This is a genomic window from Pseudoclavibacter chungangensis (assembly GCF_013410545.1).
GTDB classification, from domain to species: Bacteria; Actinomycetota; Actinomycetes; order Actinomycetales; family Microbacteriaceae; genus Pseudoclavibacter; species Pseudoclavibacter chungangensis.
On the sequence record NZ_JACCFV010000001.1, the window covers coordinates 1,232,751 to 1,255,459 of the forward strand.

23 protein-coding genes, 1 tRNA gene and 1 pseudogene are annotated in these 22,709 nt (G+C 70.5%); 15 read left to right on the forward strand and 10 right to left on the reverse strand.

Annotated elements, in window-relative coordinates:
- Nucleotides 1-268: 268 nt before the first annotated feature.
- The 3 genes from HNR16_RS05510 to HNR16_RS05520 all read right to left on the reverse strand — a co-directional run bounded on the left by HNR16_RS05510 (nt 269) and on the right by HNR16_RS05520 (nt 3,643).
- The gene (locus HNR16_RS05510; protein ID WP_158040399.1) at nt 269-1,777 is read right to left on the reverse strand and encodes an amino acid permease; all 1,509 of its coding nucleotides are present in this window, start codon (nt 1,775-1,777) and stop codon (nt 269-271) included.
- Between the two features lie 292 nt (nt 1,778-2,069).
- The gene (locus tag HNR16_RS05515) at nt 2,070-2,993 is read right to left on the reverse strand and encodes an L-lactate dehydrogenase (protein WP_225737837.1); all 924 of its coding nucleotides are present in this window, start codon (nt 2,991-2,993) and stop codon (nt 2,070-2,072) included.
- Between the two features lie 92 nt (nt 2,994-3,085).
- Nucleotides 3,086-3,643, reverse strand: coding sequence for a flavodoxin family protein (locus HNR16_RS05520; RefSeq protein ID WP_179558120.1), 558 nt, complete (start codon nt 3,641-3,643; stop codon nt 3,086-3,088).
- A gap of 213 nt (nt 3,644-3,856) precedes the next feature.
- Between HNR16_RS05520 and HNR16_RS05525 the strand changes: the two genes are divergently transcribed.
- Nucleotides 3,857-4,414: a YceI family protein gene (locus HNR16_RS05525; RefSeq protein WP_158040397.1), complete on the forward strand. Its 558-nt coding sequence runs from the start codon at nt 3,857-3,859 to the stop codon at nt 4,412-4,414.
- Between the two features lie 112 nt (nt 4,415-4,526).
- Here HNR16_RS05525 and HNR16_RS05530 read toward each other — a convergent pair whose 3' ends face one another.
- Nucleotides 4,527-5,960 (reverse strand): amidohydrolase, encoded by a 1,434-nt coding sequence (locus HNR16_RS05530; RefSeq protein WP_158040396.1) that lies wholly within the window; start codon nt 5,958-5,960, stop codon nt 4,527-4,529.
- A gap of 222 nt (nt 5,961-6,182) precedes the next feature.
- On the opposite strand from HNR16_RS05530, the gene HNR16_RS05535 reads away from it, so the two are divergent.
- Genes HNR16_RS05535 through HNR16_RS05545 form a run of 3 tightly spaced genes read left to right on the forward strand, consistent with a single transcriptional unit; the run spans nt 6,183 to nt 8,761 of the window.
- Nucleotides 6,183-6,512, forward strand: a complete 330-nt coding sequence (locus tag HNR16_RS05535) for a hypothetical protein (RefSeq protein WP_158040395.1) — start codon at nt 6,183-6,185, stop codon at nt 6,510-6,512.
- Between the two features lie 37 nt (nt 6,513-6,549).
- Nucleotides 6,550-7,263, forward strand: a complete 714-nt coding sequence (locus tag HNR16_RS05540) for an ABC transporter ATP-binding protein (protein ID WP_158040394.1) — start codon at nt 6,550-6,552, stop codon at nt 7,261-7,263.
- Entirely contained in the window at nt 7,256-8,761 is a 1,506-nt protein-coding gene (locus tag HNR16_RS05545; RefSeq protein ID WP_158040393.1) for a hypothetical protein, read from the forward strand. Before HNR16_RS05540 ends, HNR16_RS05545 begins: the two co-directional genes overlap by 8 nt.
- Before the next feature lie 27 nt (nt 8,762-8,788).
- Here HNR16_RS05545 and def read toward each other — a convergent pair whose 3' ends face one another.
- Nucleotides 8,789-9,370 (reverse strand): peptide deformylase, encoded by a 582-nt coding sequence (def, locus tag HNR16_RS05550; protein ID WP_158040392.1) that lies wholly within the window; start codon nt 9,368-9,370, stop codon nt 8,789-8,791.
- A gap of 33 nt (nt 9,371-9,403) precedes the next feature.
- Between def and HNR16_RS05555 the strand changes: the two genes are divergently transcribed.
- The 5 genes from HNR16_RS05555 to HNR16_RS05575 all read left to right on the forward strand — a co-directional run bounded on the left by HNR16_RS05555 (nt 9,404) and on the right by HNR16_RS05575 (nt 15,144).
- On the forward strand, nt 9,404-10,375 hold the full coding sequence (locus tag HNR16_RS05555) for a DMT family transporter (protein ID WP_179558121.1): 972 nt from the start codon (nt 9,404-9,406) through the stop codon (nt 10,373-10,375).
- 138 nt (nt 10,376-10,513) lie between these two features.
- Complete coding sequence (locus tag HNR16_RS05560; protein WP_377700671.1) at nt 10,514-11,785, forward strand: glycosyltransferase; 1,272 nt, start codon at nt 10,514-10,516, stop codon at nt 11,783-11,785.
- The gene (proB, locus tag HNR16_RS05565) at nt 11,769-12,917 is read left to right on the forward strand and encodes a glutamate 5-kinase (RefSeq protein ID WP_225737836.1); all 1,149 of its coding nucleotides are present in this window, start codon (nt 11,769-11,771) and stop codon (nt 12,915-12,917) included. Before HNR16_RS05560 ends, proB begins: the two co-directional genes overlap by 17 nt.
- Before the next feature lie 23 nt (nt 12,918-12,940).
- Nucleotides 12,941-14,275, forward strand: coding sequence for a glutamate-5-semialdehyde dehydrogenase (locus HNR16_RS05570; RefSeq protein ID WP_158040391.1), 1,335 nt, complete (start codon nt 12,941-12,943; stop codon nt 14,273-14,275).
- Between the two features lie 14 nt (nt 14,276-14,289).
- Nucleotides 14,290-15,144: a hypothetical protein gene (locus HNR16_RS05575; RefSeq protein ID WP_158040390.1), complete on the forward strand. Its 855-nt coding sequence runs from the start codon at nt 14,290-14,292 to the stop codon at nt 15,142-15,144.
- Nucleotides 15,145-15,214: 70 nt separating this feature from the next.
- Here the strand turns inward: HNR16_RS05575 and HNR16_RS05580 are convergent, their stop codons facing one another.
- The gene (locus tag HNR16_RS05580) at nt 15,215-15,643 is read right to left on the reverse strand and encodes a VOC family protein (RefSeq protein ID WP_158040389.1); all 429 of its coding nucleotides are present in this window, start codon (nt 15,641-15,643) and stop codon (nt 15,215-15,217) included.
- A gap of 210 nt (nt 15,644-15,853) precedes the next feature.
- Here HNR16_RS05580 and HNR16_RS05585 point away from each other — a divergent pair, with 210 nt between their 5' ends.
- From HNR16_RS05585 to HNR16_RS05600, 4 genes are all read left to right on the forward strand, one after another.
- Complete coding sequence (locus HNR16_RS05585; protein ID WP_158040388.1) at nt 15,854-16,396, forward strand: hypothetical protein; 543 nt, start codon at nt 15,854-15,856, stop codon at nt 16,394-16,396.
- Between the two features lie 462 nt (nt 16,397-16,858).
- Nucleotides 16,859-17,245, forward strand: coding sequence for a hypothetical protein (locus tag HNR16_RS05590; protein WP_158040387.1), 387 nt, complete (start codon nt 16,859-16,861; stop codon nt 17,243-17,245).
- Nucleotides 17,246-17,363: 118 nt separating this feature from the next.
- On the forward strand, nt 17,364-17,996 hold the full coding sequence (locus tag HNR16_RS05595; RefSeq protein ID WP_179558122.1) for an RAD23 family protein: 633 nt from the start codon (nt 17,364-17,366) through the stop codon (nt 17,994-17,996).
- A gap of 160 nt (nt 17,997-18,156) precedes the next feature.
- A complete protein-coding gene (locus HNR16_RS05600) occupies nt 18,157-18,732 on the forward strand; it encodes a YdhK family protein (protein ID WP_377700667.1) in 576 nt (191 codons plus the stop codon).
- 125 nt (nt 18,733-18,857) lie between these two features.
- On the opposite strand, the pseudogene HNR16_RS18145 reads toward HNR16_RS05600, so the two are convergent.
- The 4 genes and pseudogenes from HNR16_RS18145 to HNR16_RS05615 form a co-directional block, all read right to left on the reverse strand.
- Nucleotides 18,858-19,094, reverse strand: a pseudogene (locus HNR16_RS18145) (toxin); the annotation flags it as partial.
- Nucleotides 19,091-19,348 carry a ribbon-helix-helix protein, CopG family gene (locus HNR16_RS05605; RefSeq protein ID WP_158040385.1) on the reverse strand — a complete coding sequence of 86 codons (258 nt, stop codon included), beginning with the start codon at nt 19,346-19,348 and terminating at the stop codon, nt 19,091-19,093. The pseudogene HNR16_RS18145 and the gene HNR16_RS05605, both read right to left, overlap by 4 nt.
- Nucleotides 19,349-19,732: 384 nt before the next feature.
- A tRNA-Ile gene (locus HNR16_RS05610) sits at nt 19,733-19,806 on the reverse strand.
- A gap of 103 nt (nt 19,807-19,909) precedes the next feature.
- Nucleotides 19,910-20,728, reverse strand: coding sequence for an AraC family transcriptional regulator (locus tag HNR16_RS05615; RefSeq protein WP_158040384.1), 819 nt, complete (start codon nt 20,726-20,728; stop codon nt 19,910-19,912).
- Between the two features lie 138 nt (nt 20,729-20,866).
- Here HNR16_RS05615 and HNR16_RS05620 point away from each other — a divergent pair, with 138 nt between their 5' ends.
- Complete coding sequence (locus HNR16_RS05620) at nt 20,867-21,892, forward strand: ABC transporter substrate-binding protein (protein ID WP_158040383.1); 1,026 nt, start codon at nt 20,867-20,869, stop codon at nt 21,890-21,892.
- A gap of 126 nt (nt 21,893-22,018) precedes the next feature.
- Nucleotides 22,019-22,627, forward strand: coding sequence for a hypothetical protein (locus HNR16_RS05625; protein WP_158040382.1), 609 nt, complete (start codon nt 22,019-22,021; stop codon nt 22,625-22,627).
- Nucleotides 22,628-22,709 lie beyond the last annotated feature (82 nt).

Consider the following 22,709-nt stretch of genomic DNA (forward strand, 5'->3'; position numbering starts at 1 on the left):
TGCGGTGCAAGGCACCCAATCCTTTATCGCAACTTCGCATGCGAGTTGCACGGGTGTTCAGAAAATCTGCGGATGAACTCATCGTGGGGTGCGTCGCAGGGAAGCACGACCCGCATCGTCGTCGCGTGGTGGTGCGTCGTGGATCGCGACGGTCCCGCCCGACGGCGGACACGAAACGGCCCCGACGTCGATGGGACGTCGGGGCCGTCGTGGCGTCCCCGAATCGCGAACGGCGAATCGCGGACCGCCGGCCGGGCGTGAGCCGCGGTCAGTCGACCTTCGGATCGATACCCGCGGTCTCGCCCGCGGCGGCGGCGTTCGTGCTCGCCGTCGCGCGGCGCTTCGCGAGCGAACGACGGACGAACGGCCAGACGATCACGAGCGCCGCCGTCGCTACGAGACTCGCGACGACCTGCGAACGGCCCTGCTCGGAGAACAGCATGATGACGAACACGCCCGCGATCGCCGCGATGAGGAAGATGTTGAGCCACGGGTGCAGCCACATCCGCAGCTTGAGGCCGGCCATCTCCTCGGGCGTCATCTTCTGTCGAAGGCGCATCTGGGTCAGTGCGACGAAGACGTACACGAACAGGGCGACGAGGCCCGCGGAGTTCATGATGAAGTCGAAGACCGGCGACTCGGGGGCGGCGACCTTCACGATCGTCGCCACGACGCCACCGATCGTCGACGCGAGCAGCGCCCAGACCGGGATCCCGGTGCGCGACTTGCGGGCGACGAAGCGCGGCGCGAAGCCCTGTTCGCCGAGCGAGGAGAGCATGCGCGACGCCGAGTAGAGGCCGGAGTTGAGCACCGAGATGACGGCCGTGAAGATCACGAGCTGCATGACGATCGCGGCGCCGGGTAGGCCGAACTTCTCGAACACGAGCGTGAACGGTGCGTTCTGGACGTCGGTCGGCTGCGGGAGCTCGTTCCAGGGGATGATCGTCGCGATGATGAGCACGGCGCCGACGAAGAAGATGAGGATGCGCCAGATGACGGTGCTCGTCGCCTGTCGGATGCCCTTGGCCGGATCCTCGGACTCGGCGGCCGCCATGACCGCGATCTCGGTGCCGAAGTAGGAGAAGATGACGAGCGCGACGCCCGTGATGGCGGCACCGAAGCCGTGCGGGGCGAAGCCGTCGTGGATCCAGAGGTTCGGGATCGAGAACGTCGAGTTCGGCCACAGCCCGAACGCGAACAGAATGCCCGCGCCGAGGAAGACGACGATCGCGACGACCTTGATGCTCGCGAGCCAGAACTCGACCTCACCGAAGGTCCGGACCGAGATCAGGTTCGTCCCGACGAAGATCGCGAGCAGGACGAACGACCACGCCCACCCCGGCAGGAACGGGAACCAACCGCCGAGGGTCTCGCCCCCGAGGACGGCCTCGTAGGCGAGGACGCCGACCCAGAAGTACCAGTAGAGCCAGCCGACGAGGTACGCGGCCCAGTTGCCGAGCCCCACGCGGGCGTACTCCATGAACGAGCCGATCGCGGGCCGGGCCGCGGCCATCTCGCCGAGCATGCGCATGGCGAGGAAGACGAGCAGTCCGCCGATAAGGTACGAGAGGACGGCCGCGGGGCCGACGGAACGGATGACGTTGCCCGACCCGACGAAGAGGCTCGCGCCGATGATGCCCCCGAGCGTGATCATCGTGACGTGGCGGGAGGCGAGCTTGCGCGGTGCCTTCGGCTCGTCGTGGACGCGGAGTCCTGCGGAGGTCTCGGGGGAGACGGGCGAATCGAATCGATCGCTTCGACGGGGACGACGGGCCATGCTGCTGCCTTCCGGACGAGTGTGGAGCTCGCGGCCGGCTTCCGCGCTCCGGCGGTCGGTCGCACTGTCGATGATGTGGGTTCGCCACGACCGTGGTCGCGGCGGAGGTCACGCTAGCACGCGGTTCGTCCCGGCGCGGAACGATATCGACACCGGGGACGTCCGTCCACGGGCGTCATCTCGTGACGCGATCAGGTGCGCAACAGGCCCCGGAACGCGTCGATGCCGCGGAAGCCGCTCGCGCGGCGATCGACCGAGTGGGGAGGAGGGCGGCGGTGCCGACGGGTCGGGCTCAGAAGCCGAGGCCGCGCGCGGTCTCCCGAATCGAGTCCGCGCTCGCCCGGAGGCCCGTGAGCTCGGCGTCGGAGAGGGGGACGTCGAGACGGCGGCCCGCGCCCTCGACCCCGACGATCGTCGGCATCGACAGGCAGACGTCGGTGATGCCGTGCAGTTCGTCGATCCGCGTGGAGACGGGCAGGACGCGCCGCTCGTCGCGGAGCACGGCCTCGATGACTCGGCTCGCGGCGACGCCGATCGCGTAGTTCGTGGCGCCCTTTCCGCGAATGATCTCGTACGCCGCGTTGACGACCTCGTGCGCCATCGCGTCACGCTCCTCGGCGGTCGTGAGTTCGGTGACGGGCACCGCGCCGACGGTCGCCGTGCTCCAGAGCGGGAGTTCGCTGTCGCCGTGCTCGCCCACGATGTACGCGTGCACGTTCTGCACGGCGACGTCGCACCGGGTCGCGATCAGGCCGCGAAGCCGGGACGAGTCGAGGACGGTGCCCGAGCCGAAGAGCCGCTCGGCGGGCAGCCCCGTGAGCTGCTGGGCCGCGTACGTGATGACGTCGACCGGATTCGTGACCATGACGATGATCGCCTCGGGTGCGACCTCGACGAGGCCGGGCATGAGGCGGCGCAGCATGCCCGTCGTCGACGCCGCGAGATCGAGCCGGGACTGGCCGGGTTGCTGCTTGGCGCCGGCCGTGACGGCGATGAGGTCGGCGCCCGCGCAGACGGCGATGTCGTCGGAGCCCTCGACCGTGGCCGTCGGCATGAACTGGAGTCCTTGTCGCAGATCGAGTACCTCGGCGCGCACCTTGGCGGCGTCGATGTCGTACAGGGCCACCTCGCGCGCGAGTCCCTGGATGAGCGTGGCGTAGGCGAGCGTCGCGCCGACCGAGCCGGCACCGACGATCGCGACCTTCGAGGTACTCACGGGCTCGATCCTCGCAGCGGCCGCCGTCGCGGGCCTGAACGTCGGGTGAACTCCCCGTCCGGAGCTGAACGTCGGCCGGGTGCCGGGGCGCGTCAGACGAGGGGGAAGAGCGCCTCGAACGCCTCGTTGCCACGCACGGTTCGCGCGAGTTCCACGAGCGCTCGGCCGTGTGCGCGGAGGATCCGGGCCTCGTCGTCCTCGGGGGTCTTCTCGGGTGTGAACGAGGAGGCGGCGAAGTAGAGCCCGGGCGAGAGGAGCTGCGCCGCGAAGAAGCCGCTCAGGACGGCGCGGATCGGGTCGGACCCGAGGAAGTGGTGGTCGCTCGCGCCGGTCAGGATCGTCTGCACGGCCTTGCCCCGGAGCGGGCTGTGGGGTGCCGTGCCCGTCGACCGCTCGGTCTCGTCGAGCAGGCGCTTGAGCGGCCAGGCCGCCGTGGCGCGGTAGGTGGGGGAGGCGAGGACGACGCCGTCGGCACCCTCGATGCGGGCACGCTGTTCGTCGTCGAGCGTGCCGTCGGACGTCTCGATGATCGACGTCGTGGCACCCGCATCGGATGCGCCCGCGAGGAGCTCCTCGACGGCGGACCGGGTGCGGACGGAGGGGTACGGGTCGGCGACGACCGCGACGACGACGGGATCCTGGGCGCTCATGAGTACTCCGATCGGTGAGGACGACGCGGCCGATCCTATGCATGTGGCGTGCGAGCGGTGTCCACCGGTGTCTCCGAGCGACATGCACGGTCATCCGCGGCGATCCCGCGCAGCCTGGGAATAGTTTTAGGTGCAACTAGTTATGGTTGACGTGGCCGTCACCGACCCGGCCCTCGGACGGGTCCGGCCCGCGAACAGAAGGAGCACGAACACATGGCATTCTCGGCAGCGGATGTTCCCGGTTGGACCGCCGGCACCTGGGCGCTCGACCCCACTCACACCGACGTCACGTTCCAGGTCCGTCACCTCGCGATCAGCAAGGTGAAGGGCTCGTTCGAGGAGTTCACCGGCACGATCACGACGGGTGACACGATCGAGTCGAGCTCGGTCGAGGCCGAGATCCAGGTCGCGTCGGTCAACACGAACCAGGCGCAGCGCGACGAGCACCTGCGCACGAACGACTTCTTCCTCGCCTCCGAGTACCCGACGATCACGTTCCGCTCGACGGGCGTCCGCGTCGAGGAGGACGACATCCTCGTCGACGGCGAGCTCACGCTCCGCGGCGTCACGAAGCCCGTCACCCTCGACGTCGAGTTCGGCGGCGTGACGGTCGACGGCTACGGCAACACGAAGCTCGGCTTCGAGGCGCAGACGAAGATCAACCGCAAGGACTTCGGCGTCAGCTGGAACGCTCCGACCGAGGCCGGTGGCCTCACGCTCGGTGACGAGGTCAAGATCACGATCGACGGTCAGGCCGCACTCCAGAAGTGACCTGACGACGTGGGGACCGGGCCGATCGGCCCGGTCCCCACGTCGTTCCCGGCACCGACCGACTGCGTTCCGGCGCGGCGCGGTAGGTGACCGGCGCGGACGCCAGGTCCCGTCAGACGGGACCGTGGACGGGATCGCCGCCGACGAGCGTCGCGTACACGGGCATCGTCTCGAGGCGAGTGCGCTCGATGTCGTCGTCGAGCAGGACGAGGTCTGCGGGTTCCCCGAGCTCGATCGACGACCTCGCGCTGCAGGAGATCGCGGTCGCGACGTCGATCGCCTCGTCGACGCCGAACGGCGTGGCGTCGGGTGCCCCGCGACGGACGGCGGCGGCGATCGAGCGCCACGGGTCGAGCGGCGACACGGGGGCATCGGATCCGAAGACCACCCGCACGCCCGCGTCGAGGAGGCTGCGTAGCCGGTAGGCGTCCGTGTCACGACCCGGCCAGTACCGCTCGAGCAGGACGAGGTCGTCGACGAGGTGTGCCGGCTGCAGCGAGGCGATGAGTCCGGCGCGCGCGAGACGAGCCACATCCGCCTGCGTCACGAGTTGCGCGTGCTCCAGCCGCCCGTGCAGTCCGAGGCGGAGGACGACGTCGAGGACGGCCTCGACCGCGGCGTCGCCGATCGCGTGGATCGCCGGTGAGAACCCCGCGTCGCGACCGCGCACGAGCAGCGTCTCGAGCAGGGCCGGCGGTACCTCCAGGACGCCCCGGTCGGCCGTGCCCGGATACGGCGCGTGGCAATAGGCCGTGCGCGTGCCGAGCGAGCCGTCGGTGATGATCTTGAGCGGCCCGACCTCCACGTTCGGCCCGACGGCCCGGCCCGTGTGATCACCGCGAGCGATCGCCCGGTCGAGGGCGTGGGGGTACACGCCCGCCTCGACGTGGAGCGGTGGTGCGGCGCGGTGCGACCACGCGGCGACCGCGTCGTCGAACTCGAGATCGACGATGCCCACGACGCCCCTCGCCGCGGCGGCGTCGATCGCCTCCCGGACCCAACTGTCGCGCACCCGCTCGTCGGCTTCGGCCTCCACGCGGAGCTGTGCGCTGAAGTGGGCGGCCTCGCGCAGCATGCCGTCGGGGCCGAGGTCGATGCCGAGGCGTGTCGCGAGGGCCGAGCTGCACCAGCTCGAGTGCACGTCGAGCGAGACGGCCATGACCGGCACGTTCCCGGCCGCCGCATCCATGAGCGCGGCGGTGGGCGGCGCCTGCCAGAGCCCTTCGCGCAGGCCGGTCGCGACGAGGATCTCGCCGCGCGGCGCCACGTCGGCCGCACGGGCGATGAGCGCTGCGGCCTCGGCGGCCGATGATGCCGTGGCGAGATCCAGGCGTCGACGCGAGGCGGCCCAGAGCCCGAGGTGGACGTGCTCGTCCCACAGGCCCGGGACGACGACGCGGCCGTCGGCGTCGAGGTCGCCGTCGCCTCGTCCCCGTGTGGGTTCGATGTGCACGATGCGGCCCGCCGACACGACGAGATCGATCGTCGAGCCGTCGAGCCGTCGCGCTCGCGTGATCCGCACCCGGTTCGCCCCGAGCTTCGCCATCCGCTCCTCCTCGATCGGTCGCCCCGAGCGACACGCGTCATTTGTACTCCGATCCGACGCTCCCTCGCCCCGGGCAGGACTCGCGCCGACGCATCGCGCGTCGCGTGGTCGGGCTGCCGGGGCGATCTGCGCCCGGTTGATGTGCCGTTCAGGTCCGTGTGGTTCGGTGACCGAACGGTTCGGGTCCGTCCGACCGAGCCACGGAGTTCGATGGAGAACGACATGACGATGCAGGAAGCGCGGCCGTCCGGGCCGCGCGGAGTGAGCAGGGCGAATGCGCGTCGTGACGCGACGACGGGGGCCGTCGAACGGAACGTCGGTGCGCCCGTCCCGTGCGGTCGCTCGCTCGCGGTCGTGCGCCGTATCGAGTGGGCGTCGCCCGTACCGGGTCTGTGGGTCGCGTCGGTCGCGACGCGACTCGGCGCCGAGTACGCGGGCACGGTCGAGAAGACGACCGCGGGGTACGAGCTGCGCAACGGCCGTGGCGGGGTGATCGGGGTGTTCGTCGGCGCGGACGAGGCACGTCGCGCGCTCGTTCGACACATGGGCTGATCACCGACGAACCAGCCCACGCCCATAGGCTCGGGGCATGGATCCTGACGAGGGGCGGACGGTAGCGCGGGGTGTCGTCGCGAGCTGCGTCGGCGTCGTGGTCGACGCGGACGGCGTGACGATCCTCGAACCCACGAGCCTCACCGTCGCGCCGGGCGAGGTCGTGGCGCTCACGGGCCCGAACGGCGCGGGCAAGACGACGCTCCTGCGGGTGCTCGCAGGCACCCTGTCGCCGACGCGCGGCCTCGTTGCCGTGCACGGTCGGACACCGGCGGAACGCGACCCCGGCTTCCGCTCGCGCGTCGCCTCACTCGTCGGCCGGCCCGCGCTGTCCCACGACCTGACGCTCCGCGAACAGCTCGCGATCCTCGGACTCACGTGGGGTGTCGCCCCGCGCGAGACCGACTCCTTCGCCGAGGACGCGCTCGCCCGATTCGGGATCGGCCGGCTCGCCCGCCGCTTCCCGCACGAGCTCTCGAGCGGGCAGGCACAACTGCTCGCGCTCGCGATGACGTTCGCGCGGCCCGCCTCGCTCCTGCTCCTCGACGAGCCCGAACAGCGACTCGACGACGCGCGTTCCGAGCTGCTCGGTGACCGCATCGCCGAGCGGGCGTCCGACGGGTGCGCGATCGTGCTCGCGTGCCACCGTCGCTCGGTCGTCGAACGTGTCGCCGCTCGCGAACTGCGACTCGGCGGCGATGCGCGCGTCGTTCCACGTCCCGAGGGGGAACCGGGCGCCGCGGATGCGTGACGCCGGACGGCTTCGCTCGATCGCGACGGTCGTGCGGCGGCGTGAGCGCGCTCGCGGGGGCAGCGACGTCGCCGTGACGGCCTACGGCGCCGTGCTCGCCGCGCTCGTCGTCGGCGTTCCCGTCCTCCGAGCGGTCGTTCTCGCGCTCGCCGAGCAGCCCGTCGCGGCCTCGCTCGCGACGTCCGGCGCGGCAGGTATCGTCGGCATCGTCACGATCGTGGTCCTCGCGGGCGCGGCCGCGCTCGGCCCCGTTCGCGGACCCGCCGTGACGACGCCCACGATCGCCTGGATCGTCGCGAGCGGCCCGCTGCCGCGGCGGGCCGTCCTCGGACGCGCCGTCACGACCGCGGCCATCGCGCTCTCGGCTGCGCTCACCGTCGTCGTCGCGCTCGTCGCCACGGCACTCGTGCTCGCCGGTGTCTGGACACCGAGCGGTGCGGCGACCGTGCTCGTCGGCACGCTCCTCGTCGGCGTCGTGGCCGCGGTCACGTGGCTCATCGGACAGCGACTTCCACCACGCGGCGCGCAACTCGCTCCGTGCGCGATCGCCGCGCTCGGACTGCTCGGCCTCGCGTTCGAGCCCGTCCGGCGGCTCCTGCCGTGGGGAGCGCTGGAGACGCTGTGGCGCTCGGCCGGCGCGGCGGGTGAGCCCGCATGGCTCGACCCGACGATCGCGCTCGCCGTCGCCGCCGTGATCGGTGCCGTCGCGATCCCGTGGCTGCTCGACGGCCTCGCCGGGCCGGAACTCGTTCGGCAGGCGGCGCGGTGGGAGCGGGTCGGTACGGCCGTCGGCGCACTCGACGGAGCGGGCGCCGTCGGGGAACTCCGTGCGAGCCCGACCATCGGCCGCACCTGGCGGGCCGTTCTCCCGGTGCCGCGGCCGTTCGTGATCCCGCTCGCGGATGCGATCGGGGCCGCGCGGCGGCCGGTCGTCGCGCTCACCGGTGTGCTCGTCCTCGTCGCGTCCGGGCTGCTGCTCGCGCTCGCACCGGCCGGCCCGCCCGTCTGGATGCTCGTCGGGCTCGGCGCGCTGATCGGTCAGACGAGCCTCGCCACGGGCCTTCGGGATGCGGGCTCGACGCTGCTCGGGCCACCCGTGTTCGGCGGCCCACCGCTGCGGGCGCTCGCCGCACACGCCACCTGGCCGTTCGTCGCCGGCACGATCGTGATCGCGGCGACCGCCCTCGTCACGGGCGGCCCGTCGTGGCACCTCGTCGACGCGCTCGCCGTCGCCGCGTGCGCGACCGGTGCCATCGCGATGGAGAGCGTCAAGGGGCCGCTGCCGGTCGCGCTGCTCGCCCCCGTCCCGACCGCGTTCGGCGACGTGTCCGTGTTCGCGGTCGCCGCGTGGCAGCTCGACGGACCGATCCTCGTCCTCGCGAGCGGCGCGATCGGCGGCGCGCTCGCGACGTCCGACCCCCGGCTCGGGGCGTGCGCGATGCTCGCGGGCGCCCTCCTCACCGTCGCGGTCGTCGCCTGGCGGGTCCGTGTCCCGTGAGGACGCGGCGTCGTTCCGTGCTCGGGGTCACGCAACGCCGTCGAGCTCGTCCGCACCGGGCAGCCACGCCTTGCCGGGCCCGCCCCACGAGCGCTTGCGCATGATCTTGAACGCCTGCTTGTGATCGGGCCGGTCGAGCCGATCGACGTAGATGATGCCGTCGAGGTGGTCGTACTCGTGCTGCAGGATGCGGGCGAACCAGCCCTCCGCGAGCAGCTCGTACGGTGCACCGTCGAGATCCCGCGCCCGAAGGAGAGCCCGGGGTGACCGACGCAGTGCGAAACGCTCGCCGGGGAACGACAGGCAGCCCTCCGCCTCCTCGTCCTCGTCGAGTTCCTCGAGTGACTCCGGCTCCGCGGGGGCGATCCAGAGCTCGGGATCGATCGCCACACCACGACGCACCGTGCCGTCGTCCTCCGTGTAGCCGAACACGAACAGACGCTTCCCGACACCGACCTGGGGGCCCGCGAGTCCGACGCCCGGCGCGGCGTCCATCGTCTCGAACATGTCGGCCACGAGGGAGCGGATGTCGTCGGTCACCTCGCCGACCGGCGTCGCGACCTCGTGCAGAACGGGCTCACCGTAGATTCGGATGGGGAGTATCGACATGTGCCAAGGGTATCCACGCGTAAAATCCCGAACGTGCCCATCGACCTCCTGACCGCCGCCGACGCGGTATCCGGACTCACGTCCCGACAGTGGATCGGAATTCCACTCGCGCTGTGCGGGGCGGTCATGATGTCGCTCGGTGCGCTCTATCAGCACCGCGGCGTCACGAAGGTCGAGGCCGCCACGAGCGACGCGGCCACGGGCCTCAGCATCCAGCAGATCGCCCGACTGTTCCGGCGGCCGTCGTGGGTCATCGGCACGCTCATGCTCGGTTGCGCCGTGGTCCTGCAGTTGGGCAGCCTTGCGTTCTCGCCGATCATCGTCGTGCAGCCGCTCGGCGTCGTCTCGCTCGTGCTCACGACCTTCCTCACGATGCGGGCGACCGGCATCCCGTTCAGTCGCGTGAAATGGCTCGGCCTCGCGATGTGCGTCGCGGGGGTCGGAAGCTTCGTGACGGTCGCGGCGTTCAATGCGCGCGAACGGGTGATCACACAGGACGAGCTCCTGACCGTGTTCGGCGTCCTCGCCGTCATCGTGGTCGCGTACACGATCCTCTTCGCGATGCTCCGCCGGCGGTTCAAGGCGATCTTCTACATCGTCGGTGCGGGCGTCCTCTACGGCTTCGTGTCGACCCTCGCCAAGGTCACGATCAACCGTATCCAGAACGACAACTTCGAGTGGCTCACGCTCGTGTGCCTCGTCTCACTGCTCGCGGGGACCGTCGTGGGCGCGTACTTCGTGCAGACCGCATACGCGTCGGGGCCACCCGACATGGTCATCGCCGGGCTCACCGTCATCGACCCCATCGTCGCCGTCACGATCGGCGTCGTCGTGCTGCGCGAGGCCGACGGCGCCCCGTGGCCCGCCTTCGTCGCGTTCCTGCTGTGCGGCATCGTGGCGGTCATGGGCGTCTTCGTGCTCGAACGCGGGCAGACACCCGCCGAGATCGCCGCCTCGAAGCGAGCCGTGCTCGAGCCGGGCGACGCGTCGCCGCGGGGCCGCTAAACTGTCGCGGGTGCATCGCGCCCGCGACCCGGGCGCCCGAGGCTGGAGACCACACTGACTCACGAGGGCAACACCGACCCGGACCACAGAACCCCGTCCGACGACGACCCGACGCTCGAATCGTCGTCGCCGCTCCGGGTGCTCATCGCGGGTGACACGTTCCCGCCGGACGTGAACGGCGCGGCGAAGTTCACCGAGAACCTCGCGTCCGGCATGGCCGGTCGCGGGCACGACGTGCACGTCGTCGTCCCGGCATCGAGCCGCCGCCACGGCACGGGTTTCGAGGACTACGGCGGCCAACGCGTCACCGTCCATCGGCTCCCGTCGTACCGCTGGCCGCCGCACGACTGGCTGCGCTTCGTGCTGCCGTGGCGCGCACGCACGCACTGCACCCGCATCCTCGACCTCGTGAAGCCCGACGTCGTGCACTTCCAGTCGGCCGTCGTCATCGGGCGCGCCGTGGCCATCGAGGCGGAACGCCGCGGCATCCGCCTCATCGGCACGAATCACCTGATGATCGAGAACGTCATCGAGCACACGCTCCTCCCGAACGCGCTGCGGCCGCTGCTCGCGCGACTCTGGTGGGCGGACGCGCGCAAGACCCTGCTCCGCGCATCGGCGGTCACGACGCCGACGCGACGGGCCGCCGAGTTCCTCATGGAGGTCGGTGGCCTCGAGAACGTCCTCGCCATCTCGTGCGGGATCCGCGTCGGTGACTACACGGCCGGCTTCGGCGAGAAGCCAGAGCGTCGGGTGCTGTTCGTCGGTCGCGTGACCGGCGAGAAGCACATCGACGTGCTGCTGCAGGCGATGACGCGGCTCGGTGACATCGGCGCGCGTCTCGACGTCGCCGGCGGCGGCGATCTGCTCAAGCACCTCGAGCACCAGGCCCGCTCGCTCGGACTCGCCAATCGCGCCACGTTCCACGGCTACGTGAGCGACGAGGAGCTGCGCCGCCTCTACACCGAGTCGTCGGTGTTCGCGATGCCCTCCATCGCCGAACTGCAGTCGATCGCGACGATGGAGGCCATGGCGTCGGGGCTCCCCGTCGTCGCGGCCAACGCGATGGCCCTGCCGCACCTCGTGCACAACGGCGAGAACGGCTACCTGTTCGAGCCCGGCGACGCCGACGACCTCGCGAACCGTTTGCGCCAGGTGCTGACGATGCCGCTCTCCGAGCGGAACGAGCTCGGGCGAGAGAGCCTCCGGCTGGTGCAGATGCACGACATCGATCGCACACTCGAGCTCTTCGAGCGGCTCTATCGCGGTGAGCCCGCGAGCGCGGTCGCGCGGGACTCCGTGAACGAGCAGGACCGATCGCTCGACGGGGCACCGCGGACCGGCACGATCCAGTTGCCGCGCCGAGACGACGAATCCGGAACGGGAGCGCAGCGTGACCCCCATTCGTGAACGGCTCGAGCTCGTCGACGCCGCCAGACTCGTCGTCAAGGTCGGGTCGTCGTCGCTCACGGCATCCGACGGCACCCTCGACGAGGAGGCGCTCGATGCACTCGTCGACGCGCTCGCGGAGAAGCGCAGGACGGGGACCGAGATCGTCCTCGTCACGTCGGGCGCGGTCGCGGCCGGGCTCGGCCCCCTCAGGCTCGTCGGGCGGTCCCGCATCGTCGCCGACTCGCAGGCGGCCGCCTCGGTCGGTATGGGTCTCCTCATCGCCCGGTACACGGCCGCGTTCGGTCGTCACGAGCTCCCGGTGGGGCAGATCCTCCTCACCTCGGAGGACACCGTCCGCCGGGGGCGCTATCGCAACGCGGCTCGCACGTTCGAGCGACTCCTCGCGCACGGCGCCGTCCCGATCGTGAACGAGAACGACGCACTCGTGACCGCCGAGCTCCGATTCGGTGACAACGACCGGCTCGCGGCGCTCGTCGCGCAACTCGTGCGCGCGGATGCGCTGCTGCTGTTCACCGACGTCGACGCCCTCTACGACGGACCGCCGTCAAGACCGGGGACGAAGCCCATCAGCGTCGTCGACTCGATCGACGAACTGGAGGGGGTCGAGGTCTCCGGGCGCGGCAGCGCGTTCGGGACGGGCGGCATGGTCACGAAGCTGCAGTCGGCGGACATGGCGACCTCGTCGGGGATCCCGGTCGTGCTCACCTCGACCTCGAACGTGCGCGCCGCGCTCGCCGGCGAGGACGTCGGAACCTGGTTCCGACCGACGAGGAAGCGCGCGTCGAGACTGCAGGTGTGGCTCGAACACGCGGCCCAGGGACGCGGGCGCCTCGTGCTCGACGCGGGAGCGGTGCGAGCGATCGTCCGCGGGACGGCGTCCCTGCTGCCCGCGGGCATCGTGGGCGTCGAGGGTGACTTCGGCCCCGGCGAGCCGGTCGAACTCGTCGACGAGGAGGGGACGGTCGTGGCACGCGGCATCGTCGCGTTCGACTCGTCGGAGCTGCCCGACATGCTCGGTCGTTCGACCCGGGAACTCCGTGAGCGGCTCGGGGACCGGTTCGAGCGGGAGGTCGTGCACCGCGACGACCTGGCGCTCGTCGCGCCCGTCGGGCGGGAACAGGGATCCTGACGCGCCATCGATAGACTGCGCGCATGACGTTGAGCTGTGACGCGGTGACCCAGGGGCAGACCGATCTCGATCGCGAGGCGATCGTTCCGGAGCCGCCCGTGGGTGATGTGACGCAGGCCGTGCTCGAGGTCGCGCGGCGAGCGAAACTCGCCGCCCGCTCCCTCGCGAACGCGACGCGTGCCACGAAGGACGCGGCCCTCGTCGCGATGGCCGACGCGCTCGTCGCGTCGGCCGACGAGATCGTCGCGGCCAACGCGCTCGACCTCGAACGGGGTCGCGACGGGGGCATGGCCGCGGGACTCCTCGACCGGCTCGCGCTCGACCCGGCCCGCATCGCCTCCATTGCCGACGCGCTCCGCACGGTCGCCGGTCTCCCGGACCCCGTCGGTGAGGTCGTCCGCGGCTCGACGCTTCCCAACGGACTGCGACTGCGACAGATCCGGGTGCCGATGGGGGTCGTCGGCATGATCTACGAGGCGCGCCCGAACGTGACGGTCGACGCGACGGGGCTCGCCATCAAGAGCGGCAACGCCGTCGTGCTCCGCGGCGGCTCGGCCGCCCAGTCGGGCAACGAGGTCATTGTCCGCGTGCTCGGGCGGGCACTCGAATCCCTCGATCTGCCCGCCGATCTCGTGCAGTCGATCGACGCGTACGGTCGTCCCGGCGCCGTGGCGCTCATGCACGCGCGCGGACTCGTCGACGTGCTCGTGCCTCGCGGCGGTGCCGACCTCATCCGCACCGTGGTGCGTGAATCGACGGTTCCCGTCATCGAGACCGGGGTCGGCAACTGCCACGTCTACGTCGATGCGACGGCAGATCTCGAGGCGGCATTGCCGATCGTGCTCAATGCCAAGACGCAGCGCGTGGGGGTCTGCAATGCGGCCGAGACGCTGCTCGTGCACGAGGCCGTCGCCGACGCGTTCCTTCCGACGGCGCTCGCGGCGCTCGCGGCCGCCGAGGTGACCGTCCACGGGGACGAGCGCACGGTGGCGGCGGGCGACGGCGTGCTCGTCGCGACCGAGACCGACTGGGAGACGGAGTACCTCGCGCCCGAGATCGCCGTGCGCGTCGTCGCCGACCTCGACGAGGCGATCGACCACATCCGGACGTACTCGTCGGGGCACACGGAGGCGATCCTCACGCGCGATCTCCCGTCGTCCGAGCGCTTCGCGGCGGAGATCGATTCCGCGGCCATCATGATCAATGCCTCGACGCGTTTCACCGACGGTGGCGAGTTCGGACTCGGCGCCGAGCTCGGCATCTCGACGCAGAAGCTTCACGCCCGCGGCCCGATGGGACTCGGCGAACTCACGACGACGAAGTGGATCGTGAACGGCGACAATCACATTCGCCCCTGACCGTCGGAGCGCCCATGCACCTTCCACCGAGATTCTGGAGTTCGACCGAGACGGACGTGGCCGACGCGTCCGGTCGGCATCTGACCCTGCGGATCTGGGGCTGGTCCGACGAGTCGGAGACGGAGGCGCGTTCGGTCGCCGCCGACCGGCTCCGCCGCTTGATCGACCGTGGGGGACCGTCCCTCGGCCGGTCGAAGCGTGCGGAGTACTATCCGTTTTCGCCACTGCGGGAGGAACTGCTCGAGGTCCTGGGCGATCGCACCGATCCCGATGGATTCGTGACCCGCAACGCGTACGGCGCGACCGTGCTCACGACCGAAGTCGTGCTCATCGCCGACGTCGACGCGACCGAGGAGCCCGTGGACGGTGGTGGGTTCTTCCGCGCGCTCTTCGGTCGTCCGAAGCCCGCTACGGAGGTGTCGCCCGACGAACGTCGGATCCGCGCCTTCGCCGACACGCACTCGTCGCTCGGGGTGCACGCGTACCGCACGGCGGGCGGCTTCCGAGTGTTCGTGACGGGCACGGGATTCGTCGCGACGGACGACGGCTCGAGGCAGCTGCTCGAGGAACTCGGGTCCGACCCGCTCTATATGCGGCTGTGCGATGTCCAGGGCACGTTCCGCGCGCGCCTCTCACCCAAGCCGTGGCGGGTCGGGGCCGGGCGGGCCCAGGAGCGGTGGCCGCGCGAATCGCCCGATGCCGCGGCACGGCACGAGCGGTGGCTCGGTGACTACGAACGGCGATCGAAGGGCGCGAAGGTCTGTGCCCCGCTGTTCCGATCGGGGCCACCGCCGAGTCCGGTAGAGCAGCGCGTACTCGATTTTCACGAACAGCGAACCGTCGGCGCGGCGAACGCACGTCTCGCGTGACACCAATTGGCGCCGGGCGGGCCCGTCCGCTGACCGCAGCGGACGGGCCCGCCCGGGGCGCGGCGAAACGTCAGGCGCTCTCGGCCGAGGCGACCTCGATGTTGAACATCCAGTTGATGCCGAAGCGGTCGACGACCGCACCGTAGATGTCGCCCCAGACCTGCTTGTCGAGCGGCATGATGACCGTGCCGCCATCGGCGAGCGCGTCGAAGTAGCCGCGGAACAGCTCTTCCTCCGGTCCGACGAACGACAGCGAGATGTTGTTGCCGTAGACGACCGGGGGGCCGAAGTTCTCGACGGCGTCGGCGGCCATGAGGGTCGCGCCACCACCGGTCAGTTGCGAGTGCATGATTGCGTCGTATGCGGGGTGCCCCTCCGGGGCCGCGTTGAACTCACCGTAGGTCGAGAAGCCGACCTCGCCACCGAAGACCGATGCGTAGAAGGTCATCGCCTCGCGGGTGGTGCCGGGGAAGTTGAGATAGGGGAGCAGCTGGGCCATTGTGGTCCTCACGTTGGAGCGGAATGCGTCCGGACGTCCGTGCGGTCGCACGGACGGTGGCGCCGGGCGAAGCTGGTGCCTCGACCTCGGCGTCGCACCCAACGCTAGGGCGAGGGCCGGACACGGGCCAGCTCCGAGGGCCGACGTGCAGTGATCGTGGAGGAGCGCCGTGCGCCGGCAGGTCGCTCGCGCCTCTGCTTCGATGGGACGATGCTGGCCGAGGTGAACGTGGTCGACACGATGTCCGGCGCGGCCTGGTGGGGCCACGCACTCGGGTTCGGCACGCTCGCGGCGCTCGTGTGCGGAGCGTTTCTCCTCGCGATCGAGTTCCTCGCACCGTACGCGTTCATCGACGACTATCCCGACGACGTCAGGGAGGAGGCCCCGCAACCGACCCGGGCCGAGAAAGGGTCGGGGCTGATCGGGGGCATCGTGTTCGTGGTCGTCCTCTTCACGTGCGTCGCTGCGGTCGTCGTGGGCTGGGCCGCGCGCACCGACACGGCCGGGATTCTGGAGCTCTCGCTCATGGCGCTCGTCGTGAGCACCCTGTTCGCGATCTTCGACATCGTCGTGATCGACTGGCTCGTCATCTGCACCTGGCGGCCACGTCGGCTCGTCTATCCCGGCACGGAGGAGTGCGCCGGGTGGGGCGATTACCTGTTCCACGTCAGGGAACAGCTCCGACCGCGTGCGCTCGCCGTGCTCGTGCTCTCGAGCGCGGCCATCGGCGCGCTCGCATTGTGGCTCGTGTGACGCGTCGGCGGGTGGAAGGACGGTCGACGGCCGTGGCTCGGGGTGCTGCGAGGGGCGGGCAACCGACGGTGCGTCTTCGAGGACCGCTCGGCTAGAGTCACGGACCATGCAGGACGATGTCCGAAGCGCCGACGAGTCATCGGACGAGCACGAGGTCGCGGGCCCTTCACGCCCCGAATCCGGCCCCGTGACCGGAAGCGCGACGGTGGCGGCGACGTCCGCCGCACCCCCGGGCACCGACACGTCGACCGAGACACGGCGTTCGCCGTATCGCCCGGCGCCGAACGTGCGAGCGGACACGGCACAGCTGATCGACGGGGGACAGGGGCGAGCGTCCTCACGCCGAGTCCACCGACGTCGGCACCGGGGGAGCGGGCGATGACGCCGGCGGCCTGCGCCCCGCCTCCTGCGCCTGCGTCAGCGGTTCCACCTCCCGCGCCTGCGGCGGGGGTTCCGTGGCCGATGTCCGTTCCGGGCACCTACCCGGTCGCCCGGCCCGCGTCCGGCACGGTTCCGGGCGCCGCCCGCGCGTCGCGGGTGCTGGGGTTCGTCGTCGGATCGCTCGGAGTCGTGATCGCCGCCGTGATAACGCTCTCCGAGCTCGTCGTCGCCGAGGTCGGCTCCGATCGGTTGCTCGGGACCGGCTTCCTCCTCGCGATACTCGGGCTGGTCCCACTGGTCCTCGCGATCGTGCTCGGGCACATCGGCTTGAGCCGGAGCCGTGCGCTGGGCGCCTCGACGGCCGCGGCGCGGACGGGCCTCCTGCTCGGCTATCTGTCGCTCATCGCCCTACCGGCCGGGAGCATCGGCGCAGCATTCGTGTGCATCGCCGTCACGTCCACGAACTGACTTCGCACGGGTGGCTCCCTGGCCCGCACGAGACCGAGCGGTGCGTCGACCCGCGCAGCATCGGCGACGGACGACACACCCGAGCATCGCTCGGATCGAGGACCTACACTCCGTGAGCGTGAACGACGAAGCCCTGCGACCTCGTGAACCGTCCGATGAGCGCGACGCCGCCCGGACGGGCTCACTCGAGCCCACGACCTCATCGGATGCGGCGGCCACCCCGACCGCGGCTCCCTCGGGGCCGGTTCCGTCCGGCACGGAGCCCGGCGCAGCGCACCCGCCACCCGTTTCGGTGCCCGACGCAGATGCCGCAGCGGACGTATCGAGGCCGCTCGAGCAACCCCTCGCGCCCGAGTTCCAGGCTCCGGCACCCGCGTCAACGCCACTCGGGACGGCCACGGCGCACGGGGCGGTGCCCGGGATCGCGTATGCGTCGTTCGTGATCGGCATCGTGGTCGCATCGCTCGGTGTCGTGATCGCTCTGCTGATGATCCTGTCCGGGTTCGCTTCGGCGGCGACGGGAGCCCGGCTCCCGGCCCAACTCGGATTCGTGCTGGCGATCGTCGGACTCGTCCCCCTGATCCTCGTGATCGTGTTCGGGCACATCGGCATCCGTGCGAGCAACGAGGCGGGGGCATCGACGCGATTCGCGCGCACGGGACGCCGACTCGGATACCTGTCGCTCCTCGCACTGCCGGGAGGGATACTCATCGGCGCTTTCGGTGCGGGGATCGTCGCGGCAATCACCTGACCGTCGCTCGCTCGGCCCGCCCGCGAGCGAGGGGCCGTCCCGATCGCCCGAGTGATGGGGAGGTGCTACCGTGGTGTCGGGGCCGCACGGGTCGAGGCGGAACGCGTTCGACGCGCGGAACCCGTCCCACGACGAGTCCGAACGGTGAGGAACGATCCGCATGATGACGAAGCTCCGTCTCGCCACGGTGGTGCTGCTGCTCGGGGGTGCACTCGCCCTCACGGGCTGTGCGGATACTCCGGAGGTGCCCGTCGGGTCATCGCCGGCCCAGGACGGTCACGACGGGCACGGCGGGCACGGCGACATGGATCATCCGATGGACGGTGGCCCCGTTCCCGACGGCATGGTCGCGGCCACCGACCCCACCTATCCGGTGGGGACCGAGGTGATCCTGACGGCGGATCACATGGCGGGCATGAACGGCGCGACCGCAACCATCGTGGGCGCGTACGACACGTACACCTACGCCGTCGACTACACCGGCGCGGACGGCGAAGCCGTCGTCGATCACAAGTGGGTCGTGCAGGAGGAGATCGAGAACGCCGGCGACGAGCGCCTCCCCGACGGCAGCCAGGTCGTGCTGCTCGCCGACCACATGGACGGCATGGCGGGCGCAACCGCGACGATCGTCTCGTCCACCGACGAGACCGTGTACGTCGTCGACTACGAGGCGGACGGCATGACCATGACGAACCACAAGTGGGTCGTCGAGAGCGAGATCCGACCGGCTGGGTGACACAACCCCGGCCGCCCGGAAGCACGGCGAGGGTCTCGCGACGATCGTGGAGAGGCTCGGCGTGAGCCCCACGACCACGGAGGCGAAGACGCGCGCCCGGTGAGCGCGAGCCTGCGCGCTGACGACGGCAGGAGATCGAGCATCTGAGGCCGCGCCTTCATAGCGTGGATGATGAGTTCGTTTCCGCTGTCGAAGATCAGGACGACTGTTTCCAGCATTCGTTCACGGGTGTCGAAGCCGAGACGAAGTTGCCTGGCCGGAGTGTCGTCGTCGAGTTCCTCGATCCAGGTCGCCCATGTTGCGGCCTGGATCGCGTCTTCGGCATCGATCCCGTGCTTGAGTGCCGATGGGTGGACCCTCACGCCGAGGCCAGAGCCTCACGAATCACTTCTGAGCGCGACTTGCCCTCCAGCTCCGCGCGCGCATCCAGAGCGCTGATCTCTTCTGCTGTGAGGCGCAGTGCGATGACATGCGACGGCTCCGCACCACGTCCCGGCCGTCCACGGCCTCGCTTCTTCAACGCCGCCACGTCGTAGCCGGCTTCCGCTTCCGTTGCCCAGGCTTCGATCTGCTCCTCCGAGACCGGGGTCCCGTTGATCGTCTCGCGCTCGTTCATGTCATTAATGTTATACGAAAAGGAGGCGGCGAATCGGACTGAGCCCGTCTCGTCTCAGGACGTGCCGAGTAGTGGGCAATGTCTGCCCGCGCCGCGCATGTCGCTGATCCGTCGGCAGGGAGAGTCTCGGCGCCCATGCTCTGGAACAGAGGAGGGGACGGAGGTCGCCGCGAGTGAGTAGGAGTTCGAGGGCGCAGTGACGTCTGCCGGTGAGGATCGAGGGGACTGCTGCGCGTACCGCTGAACACGGCACGCTGTCGGCGACCCAAGCGCTCACCAACGGCCTTGAGATCAACGAGCACGAGAGACCGGTTCAGCCACTCGCCGCCCTCGCGCTGATGCCCGCGACTTCCGATATCAGCTGTTCTGGTACGTCCGAAACCGTGGGGCGGACGGGACTTGAACCCGTGACCGAGCGATTATGAGTCGCCTGCTCTGACCAGCTGAGCTACCGCCCCGAACCGCGTCGAGTCTAGCCGCCCGTGCGGCGGCGTGACGCGTGACGCGACGAGGATTCGGGGCCGCCGCACTCGGCTCGTCCGCGAGCGAGTCCCGGCGGCATCACGTCGCCCGGCGCGGGCGATGACTCCGTGCATAGGCGCCGGGGCTCGTGCCCATCAGTGCCCGGAACGCGACGATGAAGGCCGAGGCCGTGGCGTAGCCGACCGCGCTCGCGGTTTCGTCGACGCTCGCACCGTCCTGCAGGTGGCCGAGCGCCGCGCCGAGGCGAGCACGCGCACGCCAGGCGCTGAACGTGAGTGACGTCTCCTCTCGGAACGCTCGTGCGAGGGTTCGCGTGCTGACGCCGATCTCGTCGGCCCACTCGTGCAGGTCGCGGGCATCCGCTGGGTTGCCGAGAATCGAGCGCGCGACGATCTCCGCCCGTGGATCGTCCGGGACAGGCAGCGTGGACTCGCCGAGCGAGGACTCGTCGAGTAGATCCACGAGGACCGCCGCGCTGCGGGCGCGGCGCTCGTCGTCCAGCGCGGTGCCGTCGAGCCGGTGGATGATCGCGCCGAGTGTCGGCCCGACGGTGAGCGAGTGCGCGCACTCCCAGCGGGGGCCGGGTGGCGTGAGCGTGGGCACCAGATACAGCGTCCGGAACGAACCGGGCGGTGACATCGACATCGTGTGCGCCACACCTGCGGGCATCCAGAGCCCGCTGCCGGGCGCCACGAGCCAGGCGCCGAGTCGCGTCGTGACGAGGGCACTCCCGGAGGTGACCCACATGAGCTGATGCTCGTCGTGATGGTGTTCGGGCAGCATGACGGGGAGCGAGATCTCCTGGGCGAACGACGAGATCTCGGTCCATGTCCGTGTCTCGACACGGTCCTCGACGCTCGGGGGAACTGATGACGATGAATCGTCCTGAAGTGACATCCAGTGTCCGTTCCTCGTGATCGTGCGTCTGCTCCGAACGATAGTCGATTCGGTTAGGTAACACTAAGTTGGCCCTACACCGGAGCCCCCGACGTCGGAGCGGCGGGCCGGACCCGAGTCGAAAGCGAACGGATCACCATGCACGTCACTCGTCCCTGGCGCGCGACGCGCGGCCTCGTCGCCGTCCTCGCCGCCGCCGCGCTGTTCCCCACGGCTTGCACCGGTTCCGGCGACGCGGAACCGTCGGCGGGTGCCGACGACGGCACCGCGGTCACGACGAGCGGTGCATTCGGATCGAGCGAGATCACCGCGGTGCCGCAGCGAGTGTTCGCGCTCTCGCCCACCGATGCGGACATGCTCCTCAGCATCGGCGTCGAGCCGATCGCGATTCCGTACACGGCCCAGATCGACGCGGCGACCGGCGGCTCTGGCATGTACCCGTGGCAGAAGGCGATCTATCCGGCCGACACGCCTCGTGTCGAGGTCTCGACGGAGGAACTGAACGTCGAGGCCATCGCGGCGACCGAGCCGGATCTGATCGTCGGCACCACCTTCTTCGGGCTGACACAGGAGACGTACGACAAGCTCAGTTCGATCGCGCCCGTGGTGCACTTCGACACCGAGCCGAACGCCGATGCATGGCAGGACTCCGTTGCCAAGATCGGTGAGGCGACCGGACACGGTGCCGAGGCGTCGGAGGCGGTCGCCGACGCCGAAGCGAGCCTCGCGGGCGTCCGCGAAGCGCACCCCGAACTCGAGGGCGTCACGTACAACGCGATCATCTCGCCCACGCAGGACGGCTTCGCGCTCCTGTGCTCGACCGACGACAACCTGGCGCGCGTCATGACCGAGTTCGGCATGGTGCTGAGCGACTACGCGACGGGCATCGATTGCGCGCAGGGAAAGGCGATGCTCGGGTGGGAGAACCTGGCGAACATGGACGCCGATGTGCTCTGGGCGATCCCCGACACGACCGAGCAGATGTCGGAGCTCGACGCGCAGGCCCTGTGGGCGGGGCTGCCCGCGGTGCAGCGTGATGCGGTCGTGGTCGTGCCGAAGACCGAGGGCGTCCCGTTCGCACTCGCCTTCCCGTCACCGCTCAGCCTCGTGTGGGCGGCCGACCAGTTCGCTCCCCTCGTCTCGGCGGCGGTAGCGAAGAACTGAGCGTGGAGTGTGGGCCGGCGTGCCGTGTGGTTGCCTGCACCTGCGACAATCGGTCGAGCCGCGGCGGCCCGCCGCCCTCGCTCGATCCGGAGAGGTCTCGTGAGCCCGTCGCACCCCGTGGACCCGATGGAGCCGGAAGGCCTCGCAGGACGGCAGCGGCATCTGCTCCTGGAGCTCATCGGCTACGAGATCCGGATGCAGAACGCGATCGCGGCGTCCGGCCTGTCGAGCACGCAGGTCGTCGAGCTCGCGGTCCCGGTCCTCGCGATCGTCGAACGGGCGGCGGAGTACCGCTGGCGCCGGCCCGGGGTGCACGTGTGGGAGGAGGACGGGGCGACCATCGCTCGCTGCGGCACGTGTCTGCTCGAGAGTCCGCCGCTCGCGTCGAGGCAGGCGGCGGGGCCCTGGTTCGGCGAGCACCGGACGCTCCACGCGGACGCCGCGCCCGTGCTCGGGGCGCAGGGGGCGGACCCGGTGCCGAGTGCGGACCGTCCGCGTTCCGCGCCGTCGGATCGGATTCGCCATGTCCACGAGGGGGTGCAGGCGGACGATACGGGGGAGCGTCGAGCCCTGGACCGGCTGGAGGCCTCCGTCCGCACTGCGATCGACGAAGGAAACACCGGCCACGGGCTCGGACTGACGGCGAGCGAGATCGAAACCATGGCGTGGGCGATCATGGTCGAGATCGATCATGCGTTCGCGCTCCGATGGCGCCACGCCGAGGGGAGAGCGTGATCGGGGTGCGGCCGCGCCGTCGGCGGTGAGCGCCAGCACGCCGTCCCCTGGGAGTCGCTCGTGGCGATCGGCGGGAGGGGAG

Excerpts from the sequence above, each read along its gene's own strand:
- HNR16_RS05510 (WP_158040399.1), bottom strand. The coding sequence starts at position 1,777 with ATGGCCCGTCGTCCCCGTCGAAGCGATCGATTCGATTCGCCCGTCTCC.
- HNR16_RS05520 (WP_179558120.1), bottom strand. The coding sequence starts at position 3,643 with ATGAGCGCCCAGGATCCCGTCGTCGTCGCGGTCGTCGCCGACCCGTAC.
- HNR16_RS05525 (WP_158040397.1), top strand. The coding sequence starts at position 3,857 with ATGGCATTCTCGGCAGCGGATGTTCCCGGTTGGACCGCCGGCACCTGG.
- HNR16_RS05530 (WP_158040396.1), bottom strand. The coding sequence starts at position 5,960 with ATGGCGAAGCTCGGGGCGAACCGGGTGCGGATCACGCGAGCGCGACGG.
- HNR16_RS05535 (WP_158040395.1), top strand. The coding sequence starts at position 6,183 with ATGACGATGCAGGAAGCGCGGCCGTCCGGGCCGCGCGGAGTGAGCAGG.
- HNR16_RS05540 (WP_158040394.1), top strand. The coding sequence starts at position 6,550 with ATGGATCCTGACGAGGGGCGGACGGTAGCGCGGGGTGTCGTCGCGAGC.
- HNR16_RS05545 (WP_158040393.1), top strand. The coding sequence starts at position 7,256 with ATGCGTGACGCCGGACGGCTTCGCTCGATCGCGACGGTCGTGCGGCGG.
- def (WP_158040392.1), bottom strand. The coding sequence starts at position 9,370 with ATGTCGATACTCCCCATCCGAATCTACGGTGAGCCCGTTCTGCACGAG.
- HNR16_RS05570 (WP_158040391.1), top strand. The coding sequence starts at position 12,941 with ATGACGTTGAGCTGTGACGCGGTGACCCAGGGGCAGACCGATCTCGAT.
- HNR16_RS05575 (WP_158040390.1), top strand. The coding sequence starts at position 14,290 with ATGCACCTTCCACCGAGATTCTGGAGTTCGACCGAGACGGACGTGGCC.
- HNR16_RS05580 (WP_158040389.1), bottom strand. The coding sequence starts at position 15,643 with ATGGCCCAGCTGCTCCCCTATCTCAACTTCCCCGGCACCACCCGCGAG.
- HNR16_RS05585 (WP_158040388.1), top strand. The coding sequence starts at position 15,854 with ATGCTGGCCGAGGTGAACGTGGTCGACACGATGTCCGGCGCGGCCTGG.
- HNR16_RS05590 (WP_158040387.1), top strand. The coding sequence starts at position 16,859 with ATGTCCGTTCCGGGCACCTACCCGGTCGCCCGGCCCGCGTCCGGCACG.
- HNR16_RS05600 (WP_377700667.1), top strand. The coding sequence starts at position 18,157 with ATGATGACGAAGCTCCGTCTCGCCACGGTGGTGCTGCTGCTCGGGGGT.
- HNR16_RS05605 (WP_158040385.1), bottom strand. The coding sequence starts at position 19,348 with ATGAACGAGCGCGAGACGATCAACGGGACCCCGGTCTCGGAGGAGCAG.
- HNR16_RS05615 (WP_158040384.1), bottom strand. The coding sequence starts at position 20,728 with ATGTCACTTCAGGACGATTCATCGTCATCAGTTCCCCCGAGCGTCGAG.
- HNR16_RS05620 (WP_158040383.1), top strand. The coding sequence starts at position 20,867 with ATGCACGTCACTCGTCCCTGGCGCGCGACGCGCGGCCTCGTCGCCGTC.
- HNR16_RS05625 (WP_158040382.1), top strand. The coding sequence starts at position 22,019 with ATGGAGCCGGAAGGCCTCGCAGGACGGCAGCGGCATCTGCTCCTGGAG.